Below are 20306 nucleotides of genomic sequence, written 5' to 3' on the forward strand. Positions count from 1 at the left end.
AAGGGGTTGAGCGCTATGAATAAAATTTATCTAGTCGTTTGAATATGCAGAAATTTTCTGGTTCTTGTCCGGTATGTGGTTGTCTTGAATTTTCAGAGCGTGCTGTGCTCTGGCCTGAACTAATCAGTGCCTGGCAGTTGTCTGAAGTTGAAGTTTCATACATAAATAGACAGCAGGGGTTTCATTGTAAGCAGTGCTTTAATAATTTGCGTGCGATGGGGTTGGCAGCGGCTATTGTCCGAAATTACCAGTTCAATGAAACGCTCGTGCGGTTTTGTGAGTTGCACCACGAACTCAAAGTTCTCGAGATTAATGCTGCGGGCAATTTGACATCATTTTTAAGTAAGTTGCCTTTGCATCGTTTGGTTGAATATCCGCAGTTTGATATGCTCAACCTGAATGTCGAATCTAATAGTTTTGACTTAGTGGTTCACTCCGATACGTTGGAGCACGTTCCTTATCCAGAGCGAGCGCTCTCAGAGTGTCATCGAGTGCTACGTAGTCGTGGGCGATGTATTTTTACAGTGCCTATCGTGATTGAGCGAATGACTCGATCACGCGTTGGACTCGCCCCGAGTTATCACGGCCAGGCCGGGGTGCCGGCCAAGGATCAACTTGTACACACAGAATTTGGTGCGGATACCTGGCAGACGGTCTTGAATGCTGGTTTTAGTTCTTGCGAGATATTTTCGTTTGAGTATCCAGCAGCACTAGTGATGATTGCAATAAAATAGAAGGGCTATTTAATGGAATTTACCGGTGAGCGTTTTGTTCCAACAGAGCAAGGCAAAATTCGCCTTGAGCATTATCATCGTTATGCCATAGCTCTGGATCTTGTCGAAGGAAAGGATGTTCTCGATGTGGCGTGTGGTGAGGGCTATGGTTCTTTTTCAATAGCCAGTGTTGCCCGTTCAGTCGTCGGCGTGGATATTTCCGATGAAACGATTAAACATGCGTCGGTCACATATCAACAAAGTAATTTGACCTTTTGCCAAGGCAGTGCTGTTGCATTGCAATTTGCAGATGCGTCGTTCGATGTTGTAGTTTCCTTCGAAACCATTGAGCATCTGGCAGAGCAGGCGCAGATGCTGATGGAAATAAACCGAGTATTACGGCCGGGAGGCGTGCTCGTAATTTCCTCACCCAATCGACCAATCTATTCAGAGGAAAGTGGAGAACATAACGAATTCCATGTTAAAGAGCTAGACTTTGAAGAATTCGACACACTATTGAGAGCGCAGTTTTCGACCATTCAATATTTCGGTCAGCGCATGCTTATGGGGTCAATTATTCAACCGCTTGAAGGAGAGTCGAGTGCTTTTCAAATATGGCATGATGATGGAGTTGAACTCAAACGATTTGCTGGGCGTTTGGTTGATCCGGTCTATTTCGTAGCTCTGTGTGGGAAAGACAGAGTTGATTTGCCAGTAATTGATACATCGGCGCTTTACCCAGAAAATCTGGATTTGGTAAAGCATTATGTAGGGTTTGCTAAGTGGGCCCAGTCATTGGATAAAATTGTGAGCGAGCGTAGTGAACAGGTTGTTAACCTGAACCACTCTGTACTTGAGCGTAACGAGCAACTTGTAAAACTGAATGATACCGTTCACGAGCGTGATATGCAGGTTGCCAGTTTAAGTCAAGCGGTACTCAATCGTGATGAGCAGATTACCAGCCTGAATCAAGTGGTGCTCAATCGTGATGAGCAGATTACCAGCCTGAATCAAGTGGTGCTCAATCGGGATGAGCGGATTACCAACTTGAATCAAGTGGTGCTCAATCGTGATGAACAGATTACCAGCCTGAATCAAGTGGTGCTCAATCGTGATGAGCAGATTACCAACTTTAATCAAGTGGTGCTCAATCGTGACGAGCGGATTACCAACCTGAATCAAGTGGTGCTCAATTTTGATGAGCAGGTTGCCAACCTGAATCAAGTAGTGCTCAATCGTGATGAGCAGGTTGCCAGGTTGAATGAGGTGGTGCTTAGTTGTGACGAGCAGATCGCAAGCCTGAATCAAGCGGTGCTCAATCGTGATGAGCAGATTGCCAGGCTAAATGAAGTAGTGCTCAATCGTGACGAGCAACTTACCAGTCAAAACCAGGTTGCACTCGAACGAGACGGGCAAATAACTAGCCTAAATAAGTTATTGCTTGAGTGCAACGAACAGGCTGCTAAGCTGAACCAGACTGTGCTTGACCTTGATGAGCAGATCGTTAATCTGAAACAGTCTGTTACAGAGGAGAATAAATTAAGCACCAGCCTTTCGGACGAAGTCGTCCGGCGCGGTGAGTGGGGGTTGCGCCTAGATGCCACGCTCAAGCAAGAGCGCGACCGCTTTCTTGAAGTTTCACGAAGTAACTCTTGGCGACTGACTTTACCGTTACGTGAGGCCAGGCGCTGGATCTCATCACCTCTGCGCCAAACAAAGCGTTATACAGTGGGCACATTGCGCTTGGCCAAGCGCCTCTATCAATCGCTTCCCTTGAGTTATCAAACAAAGGCCGCGCATCGGCGTTTCATTGCAAAAAACTTCCCGAGATTATTGTTAGGAAGCGGAAGTCATCCCGCGACTATTTCGACGTTTACAGCAATTGCATCAGAACGAAGAAATTCTGAGCGCGTACCGGTGGCAGATGGGATAGGCTCCTTATTAACGGTACCCGCCTCCCATAGTCCCTCGGTCTCTGTAATTATCCCGGTGTACGGACAGCTTGACTACACGCTGGGCTGCCTCGCCTCAATTATAAAATATGCACCCCAGGCGCCGTTCGAAGTCATTGTTGTGGATGATTGTTCTCCCGATGGTTCGAAAGAGGTGTTGAGCAAGATCAGTGGCGTCCAATTGTTAGTCAATGAAAGTAATCAAGGGTTTATACGCTCTTGCAACCGCGGGGCTATCGCAGCTAAGGGTGAGTACCTATATTTTCTGAATAACGATACGGAAGTCACCCCGGGATGGATGGATGAGTTACTGCGGACTTTTCTGGAGTTTCCCGGTACCGGTTTTGTGGGATCAAAACTGGTATATCCTGATGGCAGGCTGCAGGAGGCTGGTGGGATAATTTGGCAGGATGGTAGTGCGTGGAATTTTGGCCGGCTTCAAGATCCACTACTTCCTGTCTACAACTACGCTAGAGAGGTCGATTATTGTTCTGGCGCCTCCATTATGCTACCAAAAGAACTGTTCACTCGTCTGGGAGGCTTTGACGAGCATTATTTACCGGCTTATTGCGAGGATGCGGATCTTGCACTTAAGATCCGCGATAGCGGTGCACGAGTTATTTATCAGCCGCTGTCGACTGTCATTCATTACGAGGGAATAACATCGGGCACCGACACCACACAAGGTGTCAAAGCATATCAGGTTGAGAATACCCAGAAGCTTTATGCGCGCTGGCAAGCGCGGCTGCAAGCGCACCAGCTACCTGGCCTAAATATCGATATAGCAAAGGACCGCCGTGCGATAAGACGCGCGTTGGTGATTGACCATTGCACCCCAACCCCTAATCAGGATGCGGGCTCTGTAATAATCTATAACCTGATGCTTTTATTGAGGGAAATGGATTTTCAGGTGACTTTTATCCCGGAAGACAATTTCCTCTACATGCCGGAGTACACGATTGCGCTCCAGCGCTCCGGTATCGAGGTGCTGTATGCACCCTATGTTACCAGTGTCGAACAGCACCTCGAGGCGTGTGCTGATCGTTATGATCTTGTCTCCTTGTACCGGCCAGGGGTGGTCGAACGGCATATAAAAAATGTTCGTAAGAACTGTCCAAAGGCCAAAATCCTGTATCACACGGTAGATTTGCACTATCTCCGCATGTCGCGTGAGGCTGAATTACTCTCTAACAAAGCTAAACAGAGAGAGGCCGACGAGATGAAGTTCCGCGAGCTAGCAGCTATACGTGCGGCCGACGCTTCAATTGTGCACAGTACTACAGAGTTAGCGCTTCTACAGCCTGAAGTACCGGAGGCCAAGCTTTATGTGTTTCCGTTGATCATGGACGTTCCGGGAACTGATAGGACATTTGCAGAGCGCAGAGATATTGTTTTTGTTGGAGGCTATCAACATACCCCCAATGTGGATGCAGTTCAGTACTTTGTAGCCGAAATCATGCCTTTGCTGCGTAGCCGTTTACCCGGTGTGCGATTCTATGTAGTTGGCAGCAAACCTCCAGTCGAGATACAGGGGCTGGCATCAGAAGATGTCATCATTACTGGCTTTGTCGAAGATTTAAATCCGTTGCTCGACAAGATGCGAGTTTCGGTAGCACCGTTGCGCTTTGGGGCGGGAATTAAAGGGAAAATTGGTTCGGCGATGGCGGTGGGCTTACCGGTAGTAGCGACTTCATTAGCAGCAGAAGGGATGTCGCTTTCTGGTGATGAAAATATCTTGATCGCTGATGATGCCGAGCAGTTTTCCAGTGCTGTCGTAAGGCTTTACCAAGATGAGTCTCTCTGGAATCGAATCAGTCAACGTGGAATAGATTTCGCAGAGAAAACATGGGGAGGGGAGTCTGCTTGGAAAACGCTGAGCTTGATTCTTGCGGGGGTATCAATAAATACGACTCGAGGAGCATACGCGCTCTCGGTTTTTTCAGATGCAGGTATGGGGCATGCGAAGGTCGTTTCTCGGAGTATTCAACTAGCCCCGCTTTGCGCTCTCAGAAGTCGAGTAGAGTTCAATGCGATGTTGAAGGGTGAAGAACTAATGAGAATCAAGCAACTTGAGAAAGAGTTGATTGATTCTTCACCAACTGAGGCTTTTGCAGTCAATGGGTTTTGTGTGCCGTGTAACAAGATGGTCTCCTTGCTGGTTGATATGAGCTCGGGTGGCCAGCGTCAAGATAATGGATGGCTACCAAATTGGCGCGAGAGATTAGAGTGTCCACTGTGTAGAATGAATAATCGCCAGCGTTTAATAGCTACGCTTGTTAAGCAGGAGTTAGAGGCAGGCGATAAGAAACGTGTGTATTTCATGGAGCAGGTTACCCCAATTTATAATTGGGCCCTGAAAGTTTTTGAAGGACATAGTCTCGTTGGCAGTGAGTACCTAGGTCATGAGTATGCAGGTGGAGAAATCGTCAGAGGGGTACGTCATGAGGATGTCGAACACCTGAGTATGTCAGCCGGTGAATTGGATTTAATCATTAGCAATGACGTGTTTGAACATGTTCCGAACCCTAGTGTGGCTTTTGCTGAGTGTGCTCGCGTGCTTAAGAAGGGTGGTGTTCTACTTACGACTTTCCCATTCCATTGTGAAAACGACTTGTCGATTTGTCGAGCAAAACTAGAGAATGGAAAATTAGAGCATATTTTACCTCCTTCATATCATGGAAATCCTGTCTCTGCTGATGGTTCGCTGGTGTTCACCGATTTTGGTTGGGACATACTTGGTGAAATACAAGCGGTGGGTTTTTCAGATGTATACGTCGAAGTATATGCATCTGCGGAACTCGGACATTTGGGTGGTGGGCAGTTGGTGTTTAGAGCGATTAAGTGAGAGTACGAAATATATAATGTGCAAACAGCTGCCCGAATGATTTTAAATATTCGAACACTCATGATTTACGGATAGGAACGTGATCCTGGGTTCTGGATTTTTACATCTGGCAGCTGAAATTGACGTCTAAATATTTACGTTTACTGCTTATGATCAACACCTAATGGACAGATTTTCCATCTGTCGAGGAAAGTAGAGAGCTACACGTGTCCCCCTATGCTTTATTCTCCCTGACATCGGGGGGCTAAATCAGGCCTTTCTTAGTACCTGTAATCGTCGAATGATTATGAAAAAAATATTAACGTTGCATATTGGCCGAGCAAAAACTGGCTCTTCCGCAATACAAGGCGCTTTGAAGGCGAGTCGAACGTCTCTTGCCTTGGCGGGTTTCTGCTACCCTATGACTGGCGGGAAGAAAAATGATAAAAATCACCCGATTTTAGCGCATGCCTGCAATAAAAATCACCCTCTCATAGCGCGCGCTTGCAATAAAAACTATCAAGCTACGCAGGGTGTCGATATAAATAATCTTAAATCAGAGTTCGAGAAAGAAACTGCTGAGTTTAATAAGATTATTGTTAGTTCTGAAGGGTTTCAAAATATAATTGAGCCAAAGTTATTCGAGTATTTCTTTCCCAGGCAGCTCGCAAATAGTGAAGGATTGTTTAAAACGTACTATGAAATAAGGACGTTATGTTATTTACGAGAGGTTCTTTCTGGTGCGAGGAGCGCCTTTTCCCAGCGGGTTCAGACGACAGGAATGTTCTGTAGTTTTAGTCAATTTTTACATCATTATGCAAGTATAGATTTGCACGTATTTTCCAAATTTTGGCGTAGTGTTTCAGATACGGTTGAATTTGCTAACTATTGCGCAGCAAAGCAGTTGCCGAAGGGTGTTGTATCTGACTTTGAACGACGCATAGGTCTTTCGCTTGAATCATCTTCGGATATTTTGTCACGAAATCCTTCGATTTCTGGAAACTTGCTAATATTTAAGCTGTTGATAAATAAGCTTGGTTTGTTTGATGAGGCTCACTCACCCCTCCTTCTTGATCTTGCAACCAGTGAGGCTCGATTCAGTGGCGGGTTTTGTATTGAAAAAACTGTTTCAGAAAAATTGAGGAATAAGTATTCGGAATACAATAAGTGCGTAACCTCCCTTTCTGGCGATTTTATCCTGGAGGACTATTCGCATGCTCCGCCACTATTTGATGCGGAAAATTGGCAAAAGGATCTTGAAATGTTTCTTGATAAGCCTGAATTTTCTGGGTTTAAGGATGATTCAAGAATTTGGAGCGAAGATCCAGGGGGATGGCGAATTGATGAGTAAAGTACAGTTTTTCGCTTAGCGAGATGCACAGTACGGGAAACTCTAGTCTGGCACTCGGCGCGAACATTAAAGAAGCGTGAAGTCGATACGCGTTCTAGTAATTTTCTGCGGCGGATCAATAAAAATGCACAGCGCTGATTTGCAAATTAAAAAAACAGAGAGTGGCTTAAAAAGTGAAAACCCTGCGAAAATCTATAGTCACGATGCTATCTATAGAAAGCTACAGCCTGACCGAAAACATGTGTGGTTGGTCTGTGCTCCAAAGTCAGGATCGACTTGGCTTAGTGTAATACTGGAAGATTATTTGGGTTGGGCCAGAGTAAGTCTCGTTCCTGGATATGATAGGCGCGAACAGGAGGTCGATCCCTTACAGCTGTTAAGAAGAAATGCGGAGTCTGGGAATGTATTTTCTCCGCACCAGCACTGCCGTTATAGTGTAAGTACCTCTGAATTTATTGCTCGCGCAAATGTAACAGTAATACTTCAGATTAGAGATATTTTTGACACCGTACTAAGTTTTTGGGATCACTTGGAGACGCATAAAAAAAATTTACCGATGGCGTATATGGACGATACGAATTGGAGTGCCTTAAGTAAGGAAAAAAAGGTAGATTTCATCATTGACTTAGTTATCCCATGGTATTTTAATTTTTATGCGGGCTGGTTTTCTTCGCCAGAATATAAGGCGGGGGCGGTTAAAGTAATATCATACGAAGATCTTTTGTCTGACCCAATATGTGAAATGAAAAATATTCTTCACCATTGCAAGGTTGAAGTTGAGCAACAGCGACTTGAGTATTCATTGACGAAAGCCAATACAGGAAATAAATCCACGCTAAAAAATGTTGGAGTAACTGGGCGAGGGGGTAGCTTGTCCGAAAGACAGGTTGAACGTATACATAAGCTGGCCAGTTACTATCCAAAAATTAATTTCAGCTCAATCGGCTTGTGATCACTGATTTTATGGTCCCTGAACTCATAGACTAAGTGCGTCACTTAAAGTGATAGGCAGAGAGCCGGCCACCGGTACAATCTAGGTGTTCATATCCTGTGCTTGGATTAAGCCGGCTCGGTAAAAAACGCGTGAATTTGATCGAAAGATCAGTCAACACTCATTAGTGGCAGAGCATCCAGCGTAAAGTTTCTTCGAGCGGCGGTGTATCCCAATCACCGATCAGTTGGCGTAGGCGTGTAGCATCTCCACAAAGGGTTTTAACCTCATTGCTGCGAACGAAGGTCGGGTTGACGTGTATTTCCAAGCTGTGGCCGGTGATCTGCTCACATAGTACGATTATCTCGCGCAATGAATGAGGGCGGCCGGAGCAGACATTTACGGGCTCACCGGTATGGCCAGACTCGATCAGTCGGCGATATGCCTGGATCAAGGCGCGTACATCAGTAAAGTCGCGCCAGACATCGAGGTTGCCCAGTTCGATCCGCGCTGCGCGCCGCCGGAAGTGTGCAACTATCTTTGGCAATAGAAACTGTTCGGCTTGACCGACCCCGGTGTAATTGAAGGGCCGCGTGATGACCAGCGGCAGGCGTTCCTGCCACAGGTTGGCCATGGCTTCCATAGCCATTTTACTTACAGCGTATTCATTGACTGGGGCCATCCTGGCTTGTTCGTCAATCATGCCTGCGGTCGCATTGCCATAGACATTTGCACTGCTGGCAAGTAGTACGCACTCTGGTTGTTTGCCCATAGTGGAAACAGCATCCAGTAGATTGCGTGTACCCATCAGATTTGTTTGATAAAAAGCATTAGGGTCACTGTGACCAACAAATGCCAATGCAGCCAGATGGATGACAATATCGGGTTGCAATTGGGCCAGGCAGTTTTTCAGTCCAACATTGTCGGTGAGGTCTACTTGGTAGTATTCGGGTTCTTGACTTGATTGTGTGCCGAGTCCAGATACTCGATACCCATGAGTGATTAGCTCCTCGGCCATATAACGGCCTGTGAAGCCGAGGATGCCTGTGATCAGTACGTGCTTGCCTAGATGGCTCATCAGAATGAAGAGCCATTTTCATTGCGACGTATATCTGCTTGCACCATCATTTGACATAGTTCCTCTAGGGTGGTTTTGGGTTTCCAACCCAGTTCACGCTCCGCTTTTTCTGGGTTGCCAATCAGTAGTTCGACTTCGGCCGGTCGATAAAATTTCGGATTGACAGCGACTACTACTTTGCCAGACGAGACATCCAGCCCCTTTTCGTTTTCGGCTGTGCCGTGCCATTCCAATTCAGTGCCGATTGCCTTGAAGGCCATATTTACAAAGTCACGTACCGTTTCTGTACGGTTTGTGGCTAGTACATAGGTGTCTGGTTGTTCGGCCTGAAGCATGCGCCACATGCCTTCGACATATTCCTTGGCAAAACCCCAGTCACGCTTGGCGTCTAAGTTGCCAAGTTCGAGGCAACCTTGCTTGCCCATTTTGATACGGGCCACTGTGTCGGTAATTTTGCGGGTGACGAACTCTTTGCCACGCAGAGGAGATTCATGATTGAACAGAATGCCACTGCAGCCGAAGATGTTGTAGGACTCGCGGTAGTTAATGGTCATCCAGTGTGCGTAGAGCTTGGCCACGCCATAGGGGCTGCGTGGGTAGAAAGGGGTGCTTTCAACCTGAGGAATGCTCTGTACCTTACCGAACATTTCTGAGGTGGAGGCTTGATAGAATCGAATCTTCGGATTAACGATACGAATCGCTTCTAATAGATTCACTACGCCTAAGCCGGTGATTTCGGCTGTGGTGATTGGTTGGTCGAAAGATGCGGCGACAAAGCTCTGCGCGGCCAGATTGTAGACTTCAACCGGTTGAGCTTTTACAAGTAAACGGAGGCAGCTGCTGAGGTCGGTTAGGTCATGTTCAACCAAGTTCAGATTGGGGTGGTTACGTATACCCAGTTCTTCGATCCGCCAGAAATTTTCTGAACTGGTGCGCCGAAAGGTACCGTAGACGGTGTAGCCTTTCTCCAGCAGTAGCTGCGAGAGATAGGCTCCATCTTGCCCTGTAATCCCAGTTACAATCGCGCATTTAGAAGTCATTTAACATCCTATTATCGTGCTATTAAGCTCACTATGCGTAGGTGATAAGCTTAACTGACTCTGTGGTTGGTGAGTGCTGCAAATATATTGTAATAGTTATATTAGGCTTGTAGGTGCGACGAGTAGTTACTAAATTCAAACTTCCCGCATCGGTCAAGTCGGTTGCTAATTTTTAGTGCGTAATTTATGGTTGTGATATGAGTGTTGTCCAGTGTCGTGTTATGAATATTAATATTCCAGCTGATTGGGTGCCGTAACTCTAGCTTGGCTTACACTGTTGGCGGTTAGGGACGTCCGTAATTATCATCGAATCTAACTATGTCGTCTTCCCCTAGATATTCACCACTTTGTACTTCAATCATGATTAGTGGTACACGCCCGGGGTTGCTTAGGCGGTGTTTTTCACCAGCCGGTATGTATGTAGACTCATTTATATGAAGGAATTTTTCACTGTCGCCGTTAATTATTTTAGCGGTACCAGAGACTACTATCCAGTGTTCGCTACGGTGATAGTGAAGTTGCAGGGATAGGCTACCGCCAGGGTTGACTTCAATGCGTTTTATTTTGAAGCGATGGCCTTCTTCCAAGACCGTATAAGTACCCCAGGGGCGATGTGCAGTTCGGTGAGTTTTGTACGCTTCGTGACCGTTGGCTTTAAGTTGTTTGACGATATGTTTTACGTCTTGGGAATTATCCAGTGTCGAGATAAGAAGGGCATCTGGCGTGTCAACGACCACCAAGTCGGACACTCCAACTAGAGCCGTTACTCTGTCTGGGCTATGAACAAAGCAATTTGTGGACTCATGAGAGTAGAATTTTCCTTGGCAACGATTACCGGCACTATCAACTTGAGTCAGTTCGCTCACTGCGTTCCAAGAGCCTACATCACTCCAACCAATTGAGCAGGGTACTACTGAAATGCGATCGGTTTTCTCCATAACCGCATAGTCAATAGAAATGTCCGGTACGTTTACAAAGTGATCGCTATCAAGTTCGAGTTGATAAAATTTATCGCCAGTAGCAATGCGTGCCGTTGCTAGAGACTTCAGTGTGCCTGCTAGGGTCGTTGGGGCATGTTTCTCAAGCTCTTCTAGTAGGCTGCCAGCCCGGAAGCAAAACATTCCTGAATTCCATAAGTATCTCTTGCTATCAAGATATTCCTGGGCTTTTTCTAATGTTGGCTTTTCAATAAAGCGAAGAACATTTGAACCTTCACTCTCTATGTATCCATAACCTGTTTCTGGAGAGTCTGGCTGGATGCCGAATGTGGCAATGCGGCCGTCATGGGCTAGCGCGCAAGCATCGCTAACGGCGCCCTTGAAAGCCTCAATATCATTGATTATATGATCTGCGGTAAGCACTAAAATCAAAGTGTCCTGACCGTGACGTTTTGCTATGTCCAAACTTGCGGCGGCAATGGCGGCAGCTGTATTGCGACCGAAGGGCTCTAAAATAAATGAAAGATGGATGTTGGCACTGATTGATGCGTATTCATCTTCTGTTTTGAAAAGCAACTCACGGTTCGTGACAGTGACTATCTCCAGAACACCCGGCAGCTGGGCAGCTCGGTTAAATGTATTTTGGAGTAGGCTTTTTCCATTCTGAAGACGCATGAAAGGCTTGGGATGTGCTTCGCGTGAGATCGGCCAGAGCCGAGTTCCGGCGCCACCCGAGAGGATTACAGGGATTAGTTGCATTCGTCCTGCTACGCTCCGGAGAGATATGGGGCTGGGATCCATAATCGAAAATTGATCATGGCGTCTTCTTAATCTGAACGTTATGAAGTAAGGAATTCGAGGAAGGTTGGATCGTAAGGCATATTCCTTGGCTAGAAAAGACTCATCTGACCGGGTGGAGGGGCGCGCTGAAATCAGTGCTCCTCAGAAATAGCGCTTTCTCCTAGTCGGATCAAGGAAATTTTGCCTGAAGACATCGCGTTTTTCGGGCAGCCAGATCATCGCCATCCTCAAGCAGGCCGAAGCCGGCAGCCCGGTCCCGGAGCTGTGCCGCGAGCATGGCATCAGTTCGGCGACCTTCTACAAGTGGCGCGCCAAGTTCGGCGGTATGGACGCCTCGTTGATGTCCCGACTGCGTGAGCTTGAGGAGGAGAACCGCCGCCTCAAGAAGATGTACGCCGAGGAGCGCCTGAAGGCCGAGATCATCCAGGAAGCCATGGCAAAAAAATGGTGAGGCCATCTCGGCGGCGATAGATGGCGCAACAGGCCGTTCACTCCGGCCGGGTCAGCATCAAGTGGGCGTGCCTGGCATTCGGTGTCAGCGTAGCCTGCTATCGCTACCAGCCACGATTATCATCGGAAAATGCCGAGATCGCCGATCACCTGATCCGGCTTACGCACAGCCAGCGCAACTGGGGTTTCGGCCCGTGCTTCCTGTACCTGGGTAACGTGAAAGGCTACCGCTGGAATCACAAGCGGGTGTACCGGATCTATCGGGAGTTGGAGCTGAACCTGCGGATCAAGCCGCGCAAGCGCATCGTGAGGGATAAATCCGAGCCTTTGGTGGTGCCGGAGGTAATTAACCACTGCTGGTCGATGGACTTCATGCCCGATCAGTTGGTCGATGGCCGCAGCTTGCACCTGTTCAACCTGATCGACCTGATCGACCTGATCGACGATTTAGCCGTGAAGCCTGGCCATGGATATCGACCTGTCGCTACCGGCGGAGCGCGTCGTGCGCGCACTGGATCAGTGTCATCGGTTGGCGCGGCAAGCCGCAAACCATACGCAGCGCCAGCAGGTCGGGGTACATCAGCAGCACACTTGTTCTCTGGGCAGAAAAGCGCGGTAGCTGTCTGAAATATATCCAGTCAGGAAATCCGCAACAGAATGCCTACGTTGAGCGCTACAATTGCACGGCGCGTTACGACTGGCTGGGGCGCTTCCTGTTCGGGTGGATCGTCAAGGTGCAGGATGACGCCACTCGGTGACTCCGGTCATACAATCATGAACAGTCAAATAGGGTGCCGGGAGGCATCACCCCAAAACAGAAGCTGGCCCTAGTGGCCTGACCTCTACTTTTGACAAGCACTAATAATGAGAAGGCTACCGCTGCGTACAGTTTGCGGTTTGTCGCGCCACTCGAGCACTTCACCCAGTGCGCTACGACATATACTGACGCATTCAGGTGAGGTACGCTGCGTAATGGGAGAGGACATCACGATTGATGCCTCTATTGGAAGCAGGCAGAGCCTGGGCACAGGAGCGAAATCCATATTGGTCGTTTCTGCGGGCCAGTCAGCCGAATATGTTCTGAAGTAAAACTATGCTGGCGAGAACGTTGGGACTGCTGATGTATACGTTCAGAAAGAGTAATTATGTTGGATGGGTTATGTTAAGAAAAACAATTCAGATTATTAAATATTTTTTTTCATATGATAGAGAGTTGCGTCTTATCGTTAAGAAAATGGTTGCAGTGGCCTGTGATAAAGAGAATCGGAAGCTAAGGGTTTTAGATGTTGGTTGTGGGACCACATCAATGCTTAGTGAGTTAGCTGGTGAAGTGAGCTTGAGAGGAAAATGCCATTTGGTGGGTTTGGATGTATATGGGCCGACGATTGAGTGGAATAGGGTAAACGGATTCCATGACGAATATGTTTTAAGTGATATTCGAGAACATGATCCAGTTCATAAGTATGATGTTGTAGTAGCTACAGACCTGATTGAGCATTTTGGTAAAGATGAGGCTTATGCTCTATTGAAAAAACTAGAGTCAATGGCTGGGCGCTCGATTATTCTGATTACGCCTAATGGGTATAGAGAGAATACCCCGCAGGATGGTAATTTTTATATGGAGCATAAGTGTGGATTCAATGCCGGTGAGTTGAGGTCTTTGAACTATGCTGTCTACGGAGCTGGTGGATTCAGATTTATGAGAGGAATGTATTCATTGCCTTGGGGGAATAAAAAAATTATGAATGTTATTTTGTATTTTGTGAGTAGACTTTTGCGATATTTCCCGAGAGCCTCTTATCATTTGGTTGCTGCAAAAAATATTTCTTGAAGTTTGCGATGATAAGATTGCCCGCGGCTCATGCTAACCTCCAGGCTGCGGTCTAAGGCCAAGGTTGCGATGGATGGAGGGTTGATGTTGGATCTTAGCTGAGGCTGGCTAACCGGCTCATTCAGGTTTGTTGACATCAGTGACTTTATTTGGGGAATTAATCCCTTCTGCGTGTAAAATTCGTCTGCTGGCCGCTACTTGTCTTCAACTATTTGGTTGATATGAGTGGCTGGATTGATCGTTTTTTTATCGGCACGAGGCTTTTTGAGTCCTGGATAGCGAAGCAGCCTGAAAGCATCGAATTACTTCAGGTCACCCCAAATGGATGCTTGATTCTGACAGGGTATTATCCGATTTATCTCGCTAGCATCAATAATTCTGAAGCAGTAGACTAGTTTAAAGTTGCTTATTTAATTGATGTTGCTTGACTTTGCAGGAAGTCGAATATTTTGAAAGATAATATAAGTGTAGGTAGCTGTGACACCTCTGGGGCTGTGAAGAGTAGCATTATTGTTCGCTTGCTCCGCGGCGGGAAGTGGGCATTCATCTTTCGTTTTATGACATCGATCATCGGTTTCTTAATTAGTGTGCTGTTGACGAGAGTCTTACCGATTTCTGATGTTGGACAGTATTTCTTGGCGCTTAGTGCCGTGTCTATACTATCTGTTGTGGCCTTGTTTGGTGTTAATTTCTCCGCTGTCAAGCTAGTGGCGGAGTCTGTTGAGTTAGGAGCGCAGGAACAGCTTAAGGGCATATTTTTGGGATGTGCCGCTATAGTTTTTTTCGCCGCTGGATTGGTTGCTCTGCTGTTTTATGTCGTTTTGAATACACTGCCGCTTGATCTTGGGGGGTTGAACTACTTAAGGGGGGAGAAGGCTACGCTGATAGCTATTTGGATGTGCTTGTTTTCTATCCAGCTGTTTTTTGCTGAATTTTTCCGTGGATTGCAGGATGTTTTTAGGGCGTCAATTTTTAGTGGGTTTTTGTCTGGAATGTTATCGCTTTTGATATTGTTTTTTTGCTGGCTCACAGGTTTTTCATGTTCGTTAGAGTCGGTTGTTTTGATAATAATTATTTCTAATTTCGTGGCGTGTATTATTCCAGGATATGAGTTGCTCAGTAGGTTCTGGTCGGCTAGCTTTTGTATCCCTTGGAGGAAAATAGTGATTGTATCAATGCCGCTTTGGATTACGAATTTAATGCTGGTTGTATTGCTTCAGGCGGATATTTGGATATTGAGTTTTTATGCGGATGGCGCTGCGGTGGCTTTGTATGGAGCTGCTTCTAGGTTTACACAATTCTTAACGCTGCCTCTGATGGTTGTGAATATGGCGTTAATGCCAATAATAAGTGAGCTGTATGTGCGGGGAGATGTTTCCCGGTTGGAGAATATCTTGCGCGCAACTGCCTCTGTTGCTTTTTTGCCAGCGCTATTTGTCATAGTGGCATTTTTGTTCGTTGGTCGTGATGTGTTGGATTTTGTTTATGGTCCTGGGTACGTGGATGCCTACTATGTATTATTGATTTTGAGTGCGGGGCAGTTGGTGAGTGTCGCATGCGGGTCTGCAGGTTATGCGTTAATGATGACAAGTAAACAACGAGCGATGATGTGGATCACCATTTCCTGTGGGGCGCTCTCTGTAACACTAAGCCTTCTGTTAGTTTCAAATTACAGTGCGCTTGGGGTTGCAATAGCATCTGCATTCGGTCTGTCTCTCCAAGGTGTTCTTATGCTCTTTTGGGTCAAGAGTGGAATTGGTATCTGGACTTTTCCGGTTGTGGGCTTGTTGTTTCGGCCGCGGAGAATTTTAAGTTATTTTGATTGATTTAAAGGTGTAGGTTATGTCGAAAGAGTACCCAAAAGTTTCTTTGGTCGTTCCTGTTTATAATGCGGAAGACTACGTTGCTGAGGCGATAGAGAGCATATTGGCTCAGACTTACAAAGATATTGAATTGATCGTTGTTGATGATGGTTCGTCTGATGGGTCACTTGAAATCATAAGTGCGTACGCTGATCGCTGCACCGTAATCTCACAGGAGAACCGTGGTCAGTCAGCGGCGCTTAATGCAGGGTGGGAGATTAGTACAGGAGATAAGCTGGGCTATTTGAGCGCAGATGATAAACTAGAGAGTAGCGCTGTTGAGTATTTGGTTTCAGCGTGGGAGACACAGCCAGAAGCGGTGATGGTATATCCGGATTACTGGTTGATTGATGAGTCCTCCAGCATTATCCGCCGTATTGAGGCGCCTACCTTCGACTATGCGGATGTAGCGCTTAGAGGAAGCTGCCCTGTTGGGCCAGGTGCTCTATTCAAGCGTGAACTTCTCGAATTTACGGGAGGGTGGGACGCCATGCTAAGGCAGATTCCTGATTATGATTTTCTTTTGCGAGTTGGTCTGTTTGGCGATGTGTTGCATGTGCGCAAAGCATTGGCAGGCTTTCGTGTTCATGGTGCTTCTCAAACCTTTGCCGCCTCGGATGAATCGAAAGCAAGGGAGTATCATTATGTGTTGGATAAATTTTTTTCCCGCGAGGATGTACCTGCTGCTTTTCGTGATGCGCGGCCAACGGCGGAAGCTAACTCACTTGTCTTGATGGCGCGATTGCATTTTCGTGCAGGGCGTTTTTTGAAGGCGTTCGATTGTTTGAGGCAGGCTTATAGTCTTGTGGGGGGCGCTATTATTAGTTATAGAAATTTCCGCTTATTAATTAATGGGATTTTTGGTCGAGTGTTTCATGGGTTCCGGGTGGTGTGCTCAAAATGGATTTAAATAAAGCGATGTGCTTAGGTGTCAAAGGCGAGTCGGGGGTAGTAATAGGTGGGTGGCTTCTGAGTGTATGTTCTAAAGGGTTTTGGCTTGCTGTTTTTGTAGTCATTTTTTTCTTGTTGTGTGCTGGTTCGCTATTTTATTATCCTGGGAGTGTTCTTGTGCTCCTGTGCTTTCAGTTGGTTTTCCTTTTAATGTTTGTATTGGCCTGGGTGCGCCCATTCGTATATTCTCATTTTTTTTTGATTTTATTCTTGTTTTTGGGGTTTTGTTTAAAGTTCAATGCTCATCTTTTTTTTGATTATCCATTTGTTGAGCCTGTTGGCGACTTTAGTGGGAGTCCACAAGAGTGGGATAGAGCTTTGGCTGGGGGTGCGGCAGCCGCCTTGGGGGTTGTGGTGTTCAAGTTCTTGCAACTTATTTGGTATTATTTTTATCCATCGGTACGGTCGGCTGCAGGCCAGTTAGTCCCTAATTGGTATCTGAGATTTCCTGGTTTTATGTGGGTTTCGCTAATTCTTTTCTCTGTCGTCTTGTACGTGACGAATTATTTTTTTGCTTTTTATCAGACTGGGGTTAATTCACGTCTCGTGCTTCCTTTTGGTTTGGGGGCAGTGTTTGCGTGGCTTTGCTATTGCGGTTCAATTATCGTATTTTATCTTATGTTGGATTGGGAGTATTTTCGAAGAAAGGACCGTACTTGGCCTCTTGTTTGGTCGCTATGTTTGTTGGGTGTGTTGGTGTCTGTGTCGTTACTTAGCAGGGCAACAGTAGTTTTACTGTTTTTGAGTTTTTCTATGGTTTTAATTTTTCATAAAAAAGATCTCCTTCTTCAGTTGTGGGGCTCTTGGCGGTGGAGAATTTTGGTTTTACCTGTTCTCTCTTTGTTCATTAGTCTCGTTCTCGTTTCTTGGTTTAGGATGAACACCTATCACTATGAATCTTCGGCGGTTTCCGCTATGCCGGTTCCAGAGCGCTCAACTGCGAGCCAGATAGAGCCATCACCGCTCGAGGGGACGGGCATGACGCCAACTTTGATGTTTGTCGAAGTGATGCGACTGGGGGTTGATCGCTGGATTGGCCTTGAGGGGATGCTGGTATTTGCAGCAAGTGATGCACGTGGATTACCTGTATTTAAGAGTATATTGAGCGAGAGTCCGGGTACAGGTATCAACTCAATCTTTCAACAGCTCTCAAACTCGCCTTATAAGCTTATGAAGGATTTTACTTATCTGACTTTGCCAGGGGCGTCGGCGTTGTTGTTTTCAAGTGGCTCGCTGATGATTACCTTTGGTGGAATGCTTTTGCTCGCAATGTTTTTGAGCCTGTTTGAATGCTTCACTTTTTGGGCGTCGCAGAGTCGGTTTGTGACTTCTTGGATGGGGGTTCTAATGGCCAATGCTGTGTGTCAGATGAGTTTTCCTTACTTATGGGGCGTATTTGTCGTTGAGTCATTTTTGGCTCTGTGCACTCTCGCTTTTATTATTAGGAGGCCGCAGGGTGAGCATTGAGTGTGCGGTGGATAAAAAGATCATCTGTGTGACTGGGGGGGCAGGCTTTATCGGGTCTTATCTATTGCCTGTTCTGTTAAGTCATAAAAATGTGTGTGTGCGGGTCTTACAGAGAACGGCTGGTACAAGAGTACTCGATCAAGTAAGTGCCTTTGCAGGCGATCTTCATGATAAAGACAGTTTGGCCCCATTCCTGCTCGGGGCTGATAGCGTTATTAATCTTGCGCTGCCATCGGTTGAGCAAGGCGAAAAAAGTATAGTGGCCGTCCAAAATCTGGCGCAGATGAGTCGTGATGCTGGTGTTAGACGAGTGATTCATATCAGTACTGCTATGGTTGTCGGTTCCGCTGCAAACACCTGTGTAAATGAAGACACGTTGTGTAACCCGATTAATGCCTATGAGCGTCACAAGTTTGTTGCTGAGCAAGTCATTCAGCAAGAATTGGTCGGTAGTGTTGATCTAGGGATCCTGCGTCCTACTGCTGTTTTCGGCGCGGGAGGAAAAAATTTGCTCAAGCTGGCGGGTGTCATAGCCCAAGGCGCTCCGTGGTACAGGCTCTTGCTTCGATTCATTCATGGGGATAGGCGGATGCACCTCGTCAGTGTCGATGATGTTGTCGCCGCTATAGTTTTTCTCGCTATGGATGCACGTTCACTTGAAGGCAACATTTTCCTTATCTCTGCGGACGATGAACCATGTAATAACTATCAGGCTATAGATGCCATTCTGGGGCGTGCGATGGGCAAGCCCATGCCAAGGCGTTCGATGTGCCTACCACATTGGGTGTTGCGGTCGTTGCTGGCGCTGGCAGGGCGGTCTCAATCCAATCCACAGCTGATTTATGACAGCAGTAAGCTGCAGTCGTGGGGCTTCCAGCGTAAAACTGACTTCGAAGGTGATCTGGAAAGGTTTGCGCATAACTATCAGGCGGAGAGTCGTTCCTGATGAAAGTCCTGCACGTTTCGGACGCGATCGATCCCTCCTTGGGGGGAGGAACGGCGGAGCGTACTTTTCAACTGGCTCTAGCGCTGCATCGAGCCGGTGCCGATTGTACGGTTCTTTGTACGAATCTTGGGCTGGGCGAGAAACGCAGGGCCGAACTCCAGTCTATTGAACTGATAGCCGTGTCGACTTTGATGCGTAGGTTTCTGGTTCCGCGAATTTCATGGAAACGTATCAATACGTTGGTGGCGGATGCGGATGTCGTGCATGTCACTGGGCACTGGAGCGTTCTGGGGGCGCTGGTTTGTTTGGCCGCCCTCCGACTGGGGCGCCCCTATGTTTATTGCCCTGCTGGGTCGTTGCGAGTTTTTGGGCGATCCGCTCCGTTGAAGCGCCTCTATAACTGGTTGGTTGGCAAGCGGATTGTCCTGAGTGCATCTCGTTGTCTGGCTGTGACCGCACTTGAACGGGAGCAGTTCCATGAGTACGGGGTGGCGGATTCCGACATCGTCCTGTTGGCAAATGGCGTGCACCCCGATCCCGATATGGTGGCCGATCCTCAGACCTTCAGGGATCGTTATGGCTTGGCGGACGGACCGCTCATTCTTTTTCTTGGCCGCCTAAGCCCTATCAAGGGGCCCGATCTGCTTTTGACGGCCTTCGAAAAAATTGCTTCGCAACTGGGTTCGGCTCACCTTGTATTCGCCGGGCCCGACGCGGAACTGGGTGAGCAATTGCGTGCTAGGGTTGTCGCTGCAGGATTGTCCGATCGTGTGCTGTTCACTGGGTTCCTGGCCGGACAGGACAAGCAGTGTGCTTTGGTTGCCGCCGATCTTTTGGTCGTACCGTCCCGTCAGGAGGCCATGTCGTTGGTTGCCTTGGAGGCAGGTCTGTGTGGAACCCCTGTATTGTTGACTGACCAGTGTGGTTTCGATGAGGTGCAGAACATGGGGGGGGGAGGCGTAGTCAGCGTGGATGCTGATGAGTTGGCCAAGGCCATGCACGCCATGCTGCAAGATCCACAGGGCCTGCGTGCCAAGGGTGAGCGGTTACGCGAACTGGTGCTGTCTCGTTACACTTGGGATGGTCTGACACAGCGTGCGCTGGCTCTTTACTGCGATCTCAAATCCGAGCGGTAGAGGCGTAACGTCCAGCGTGGCCAACAGTAAAAAGT

The 20306-nt window shown here is 47.3% G+C and carries 13 protein-coding genes and 1 pseudogene; 11 read left to right on the plus strand and 3 right to left on the minus strand.

Going from position 1 to position 20306, the window contains the following annotated elements:
• The first annotated feature begins 44 nt into the window (after window positions 1-44).
• From FBY03_RS11755 to FBY03_RS11770, 4 genes are all read left to right on the plus strand, one after another.
• Entirely contained in the window at window positions 45-734 is a 690-nt protein-coding gene (locus tag FBY03_RS11755; protein WP_147172522.1) for a class I SAM-dependent methyltransferase, read from the plus strand.
• 12 nt (window positions 735-746) lie between these two features.
• Window positions 747-5510, plus strand: coding sequence for a methyltransferase domain-containing protein (locus tag FBY03_RS11760; RefSeq protein WP_147172523.1), 4764 nt, complete (start codon window positions 747-749; stop codon window positions 5508-5510).
• Window positions 5511-5796: 286 nt separating this feature from the next.
• Window positions 5797-6840, plus strand: a complete 1044-nt coding sequence (locus tag FBY03_RS11765; RefSeq protein ID WP_147172524.1) for a hypothetical protein — start codon at window positions 5797-5799, stop codon at window positions 6838-6840.
• A gap of 124 nt (window positions 6841-6964) precedes the next feature.
• Window positions 6965-7792 carry a sulfotransferase domain-containing protein gene (locus tag FBY03_RS11770; protein WP_147172525.1) on the plus strand — a complete coding sequence of 276 codons (828 nt, stop codon included), beginning with the start codon at window positions 6965-6967 and terminating at the stop codon, window positions 7790-7792.
• A gap of 163 nt (window positions 7793-7955) precedes the next feature.
• Here the strand turns inward: FBY03_RS11770 and FBY03_RS11775 are convergent, their stop codons facing one another.
• The 3 genes from FBY03_RS11775 to FBY03_RS11785 form a co-directional block, all read right to left on the minus strand.
• Window positions 7956-8849 carry a GDP-mannose 4,6-dehydratase gene (locus tag FBY03_RS11775; protein WP_147172526.1) on the minus strand — a complete coding sequence of 298 codons (894 nt, stop codon included), beginning with the start codon at window positions 8847-8849 and terminating at the stop codon, window positions 7956-7958.
• On the minus strand, window positions 8849-9889 hold the full coding sequence (gene gmd, locus FBY03_RS11780) for a GDP-mannose 4,6-dehydratase (protein WP_147172527.1): 1041 nt from the start codon (window positions 9887-9889) through the stop codon (window positions 8849-8851). The genes FBY03_RS11775 and gmd overlap by 1 nt, the downstream gene beginning before the upstream one ends.
• A gap of 284 nt (window positions 9890-10173) precedes the next feature.
• On the minus strand, window positions 10174-11586 hold the full coding sequence (locus FBY03_RS11785; protein WP_147172528.1) for a mannose-1-phosphate guanylyltransferase/mannose-6-phosphate isomerase: 1413 nt from the start codon (window positions 11584-11586) through the stop codon (window positions 10174-10176).
• 226 nt (window positions 11587-11812) lie between these two features.
• Between FBY03_RS11785 and FBY03_RS11790 the strand changes: the two are divergent.
• From FBY03_RS11790 to FBY03_RS11820, 7 genes and pseudogenes are all read left to right on the plus strand, one after another.
• A pseudogene (locus FBY03_RS11790) lies at window positions 11813-12917 on the plus strand (IS3 family transposase).
• A gap of 281 nt (window positions 12918-13198) precedes the next feature.
• Window positions 13199-13909 carry a bifunctional 2-polyprenyl-6-hydroxyphenol methylase/3-demethylubiquinol 3-O-methyltransferase UbiG gene (locus FBY03_RS11795; RefSeq protein ID WP_178090649.1) on the plus strand — a complete coding sequence of 237 codons (711 nt, stop codon included), beginning with the start codon at window positions 13199-13201 and terminating at the stop codon, window positions 13907-13909.
• 449 nt (window positions 13910-14358) lie between these two features.
• Window positions 14359-15735: an oligosaccharide flippase family protein gene (locus FBY03_RS11800; protein WP_147172530.1), complete on the plus strand. Its 1377-nt coding sequence runs from the start codon at window positions 14359-14361 to the stop codon at window positions 15733-15735.
• Window positions 15736-15751: 16 nt separating this feature from the next.
• On the plus strand, window positions 15752-16681 hold the full coding sequence (locus tag FBY03_RS11805) for a glycosyltransferase (RefSeq protein WP_147172531.1): 930 nt from the start codon (window positions 15752-15754) through the stop codon (window positions 16679-16681).
• Complete coding sequence (locus tag FBY03_RS11810) at window positions 16672-18189, plus strand: hypothetical protein (RefSeq protein ID WP_147172532.1); 1518 nt, start codon at window positions 16672-16674, stop codon at window positions 18187-18189. The genes FBY03_RS11805 and FBY03_RS11810 overlap by 10 nt, the downstream gene beginning before the upstream one ends.
• A 7-nt stretch (window positions 18190-18196) precedes the next feature.
• Window positions 18197-19135, plus strand: coding sequence for an NAD(P)-dependent oxidoreductase (locus FBY03_RS11815; protein ID WP_178090651.1), 939 nt, complete (start codon window positions 18197-18199; stop codon window positions 19133-19135).
• A complete protein-coding gene (locus tag FBY03_RS11820; protein ID WP_147172534.1) occupies window positions 19135-20271 on the plus strand; it encodes a glycosyltransferase in 1137 nt (378 codons plus the stop codon). The genes FBY03_RS11815 and FBY03_RS11820 overlap by 1 nt, the downstream gene beginning before the upstream one ends.
• The last annotated feature ends 35 nt before the right edge of the window (window positions 20272-20306 follow it).

The sequence above is a fragment of the Pseudomonas sp. SJZ079 genome, from assembly GCF_007993865.1.
Lineage (GTDB): Bacteria > Pseudomonadota > Gammaproteobacteria > Pseudomonadales > Pseudomonadaceae > Aquipseudomonas.

What these genes read in the sequence shown, in the direction of transcription:
- FBY03_RS11755 (WP_147172522.1), top strand. Translation starts at nt 45, where the DNA reads ATGCAGAAATTTTCTGGTTCTTGTCCGGTATGTGGTTGTCTTGAATTT.
- FBY03_RS11760 (WP_147172523.1), top strand. Translation starts at nt 747, where the DNA reads ATGGAATTTACCGGTGAGCGTTTTGTTCCAACAGAGCAAGGCAAAATT.
- FBY03_RS11765 (WP_147172524.1), top strand. Translation starts at nt 5,797, where the DNA reads ATGAAAAAAATATTAACGTTGCATATTGGCCGAGCAAAAACTGGCTCT.
- FBY03_RS11770 (WP_147172525.1), top strand. Translation starts at nt 6,965, where the DNA reads ATGCACAGCGCTGATTTGCAAATTAAAAAAACAGAGAGTGGCTTAAAA.
- FBY03_RS11775 (WP_147172526.1), bottom strand. Translation starts at nt 8,849, where the DNA reads ATGAGCCATCTAGGCAAGCACGTACTGATCACAGGCATCCTCGGCTTC.
- gmd (WP_147172527.1), bottom strand. Translation starts at nt 9,889, where the DNA reads ATGACTTCTAAATGCGCGATTGTAACTGGGATTACAGGGCAAGATGGA.
- FBY03_RS11785 (WP_147172528.1), bottom strand. Translation starts at nt 11,586, where the DNA reads ATGCAACTAATCCCTGTAATCCTCTCGGGTGGCGCCGGAACTCGGCTC.
- FBY03_RS11795 (WP_178090649.1), top strand. Translation starts at nt 13,199, where the DNA reads ATGTATACGTTCAGAAAGAGTAATTATGTTGGATGGGTTATGTTAAGA.
- FBY03_RS11805 (WP_147172531.1), top strand. Translation starts at nt 15,752, where the DNA reads ATGTCGAAAGAGTACCCAAAAGTTTCTTTGGTCGTTCCTGTTTATAAT.
- FBY03_RS11810 (WP_147172532.1), top strand. Translation starts at nt 16,672, where the DNA reads ATGGATTTAAATAAAGCGATGTGCTTAGGTGTCAAAGGCGAGTCGGGG.
- FBY03_RS11820 (WP_147172534.1), top strand. Translation starts at nt 19,135, where the DNA reads ATGAAAGTCCTGCACGTTTCGGACGCGATCGATCCCTCCTTGGGGGGA.